Source organism: Methylomonas sp. LWB (genome assembly GCF_001856095.1).
GTDB classification, from domain to species: Bacteria; Pseudomonadota; Gammaproteobacteria; order Methylococcales; family Methylomonadaceae; genus Methylomonas; species Methylomonas koyamae_A.
The window spans coordinates 1-2217 of sequence record NZ_MKMC01000062.1 but is presented as its reverse complement, the minus strand read 5'-3'; the positions used below and the strand labels follow the sequence as shown (position 1 = coordinate 2217).

At 53.0% G+C, this 2217-nt stretch carries 4 protein-coding genes; 3 read left to right on the top strand and 1 reads right to left on the bottom strand.

What is annotated here, in order from left to right:
* The 3 genes from BJL95_RS26110 to BJL95_RS19540 form a co-directional block, all read left to right on the top strand.
* Positions 1–169 (top strand): SMI1/KNR4 family protein (locus BJL95_RS26110; protein WP_368086614.1); only part of this gene is annotated, 169 nt, incomplete at its 5' end.
* An 84-nt stretch (positions 170–253) separates the two neighbouring features.
* Positions 254–778: a hypothetical protein gene (locus BJL95_RS19545; RefSeq protein ID WP_139306306.1), complete on the top strand. Its 525-nt coding sequence runs from the start codon at positions 254–256 to the stop codon at positions 776–778.
* Positions 779–826: 48 nt separating this feature from the next.
* The gene (locus BJL95_RS19540) at positions 827–1252 is read left to right on the top strand and encodes a hypothetical protein (protein WP_071159882.1); all 426 of its coding nucleotides are present in this window, start codon (positions 827–829) and stop codon (positions 1250–1252) included.
* 535 nt (positions 1253–1787) lie between these two features.
* Here BJL95_RS19540 and BJL95_RS19535 read toward each other — a convergent pair.
* The coding region (locus BJL95_RS19535; RefSeq protein ID WP_139306269.1) for a transposase at positions 1788–2217 on the bottom strand (430 nt) is incomplete at its 5' end.

The following is a 2217-nucleotide window of genomic DNA, read 5'->3' as shown; positions in this document are numbered from 1 at the left end:
TGGTGGCAATGTCTATTGCTTGAGTCTAAAAGACGAAGACTATGGCGCTGTTTACTATTGGGATCATGAGATGGCAAATTATGACGGTGAGCCTTGGGAAGAGAATATGACAAAGTTGTCCAATGCACTTTCAGAATTTATTGATGGGCTGCATGAAGAATGCGCATAACCCGTCGCTTCACCCGACCAAAAACCGCGATGCGGTTTTCGTCGGGTGAGCTTGTCGTTGGCCCTCACTATTGGAGCCTCTTTTATGAAATGGTGTCTAGCCTTACTCGTCGCGCTTCTTCCGCTTGCCGCTCAAAGCGGATGGATTGATCCGAGCGGAAAGCCCATTCCTGATTCTGACAACATGCGCAGTGCTGGAGACTTCGGCATTCAAATCGTTCTTACTGCGAACGAAGGTCAGTTTCGCCAAACATGGAACTCATCCACGCCCCCGCCGAAACTGACTACTACCAACACGGTACGTCTAGGCGAAACGGTCTCCGCACTCCTCATCTTTCATGGCTGTGCGCCGAATGTCGGTGGCGTTTGCGACGTGGTATCTGATTTCATCCTCGAAGGGCCAGATGGAAGCAAAATGACGGCGGGTGGTGGCCCAGTTTGGTCTGGAAAGCCCATGCAGCAACGCCTCTTACAGCTCGGCCAAGCCAGTATGACTGTAGGCTTCGACAAGACTGATCCTGTTGGCGACTACAAGGTCACAGCGACCGTCAAAGACAAAGTTTCTGGCCGAGTCCTTTCTGTTACAGCGCGACTGAAAGTCACGAAGTGAGTTGTTGCGCCGTGAGGGCCAATCGGGTAGCTTCACGTTAGGCCGCGTATGAAGGCTGCAGTCGCGCTTGCGTTCCCGGTTTTCGCCACGATTGCCGCGATCGGTCAATCGATCATCCGCGAAAAGCGAAACAGAAGCCCATCCGCGTACCGAGCCACAACCAGCCTCCTATTGACCATCTTGCTGTTCAACGTCGCAGGGTCCTTCTTCTTTGGCGTATATATTGCTATCGACAATCCGAAGACCGCAAAAGACGCTCTTTGGTTCATGCCACTACTTTTCGCACCCGTCGAGTACTGGCTCCGTTTTGGCCCTGCACTCGTCGCGGCCGCCGCGGTGTTTGCACTGATATCCGTGCAACTGCATCGATCGAAGAGTTGCTCTTTCTCGTTACGAAAAGACTCGCAAAGTAGTTCAATCCTATCGGTCAGCAAAGTCCGGTTTCGTTCCGCCAAATTGACTGTGAAAAAATAACAACCGCCTTTGAGGCGATGTCGGCGATATTCTGTCATATCTGATTTATCGGCGCTTCGATTGATGGGTTTCGCTTCGCTCTACCCATCCTACTGTCGGCCATTGGCTCGCCCCCGGTCATAGGATACCCCCTTGTCGGTTGTCTCCTATGGGTCATTTGCGTCAATTCGCCATTCCCAAAAGCCGTCATTCACTACTGGAGTAAGGGTATCGGAATCGATGGCCGACTTTGGGTTGGAACCGGCGGCTGCCTTGCGACCGGAATGCCTGGCGGTTTTGAAGTCGGAATCGCCGGCGGGTTTGATCGGAATATGCAAGAGTCCTATCGAAGCCTGAACGGCAACATACTTGCCGCTGTAAATGAAAATCCCCGTCCGTCCCGCTTTTTGCCTTGCGTTTATTGCTCGGAGCGTTGCTCGCAACTCTTTTAGTATTAAGGGAATCACTATTTGCCTTGCCCGCAAGGCTTTTGTAAGCGATCTTTGAAGGACGCACTAGAACTGAAACGGACAATGCCTTAACCGTTGGCGTGCGATTAGTCCGTTAGGGCGTCGAGATTCCAAGGCAACAGCGCTTCGAACTCTTCGACAGTTTTTGCGGTGGGAAGCTTTCGGAACAGATCGACCAGATAGGTGTAAGGGTCGACGCTATTGGCCTTGCAGGTTTCGATCAACGAGTAAAGATTAGCGCTGGCACGGGCGCCGGCCACCGTATCGCAAAACAACCAATTGCGGCGGCCCACCACGAAGGGGCGTATGGCGTTTTCGCAGAGGTTGTTGTCGATGGGCCAAGCGCCGTTGTCGACGAAGCGGATCAGTTTGGACCACTGCGATGACAAGTAATGCAAAGCCTTGCCCAGCAAACTACCGGGGATTACCGCATGCAGATGTTGTAGCAGCAGGGCTTCGATTTTGACCAAAACCGGTCGGCTTTGCTCCTGGCGCCGCTGCCCACGCTGTTCGACG

Bases quoted from the DNA above. Each gene is read 5' to 3' on its own strand.
- BJL95_RS19545 (WP_139306306.1), top strand. From the start codon at position 254: ATGAAATGGTGTCTAGCCTTACTCGTCGCGCTTCTTCCGCTTGCCGCT.
- BJL95_RS19540 (WP_071159882.1), top strand. From the start codon at position 827: ATGAAGGCTGCAGTCGCGCTTGCGTTCCCGGTTTTCGCCACGATTGCC.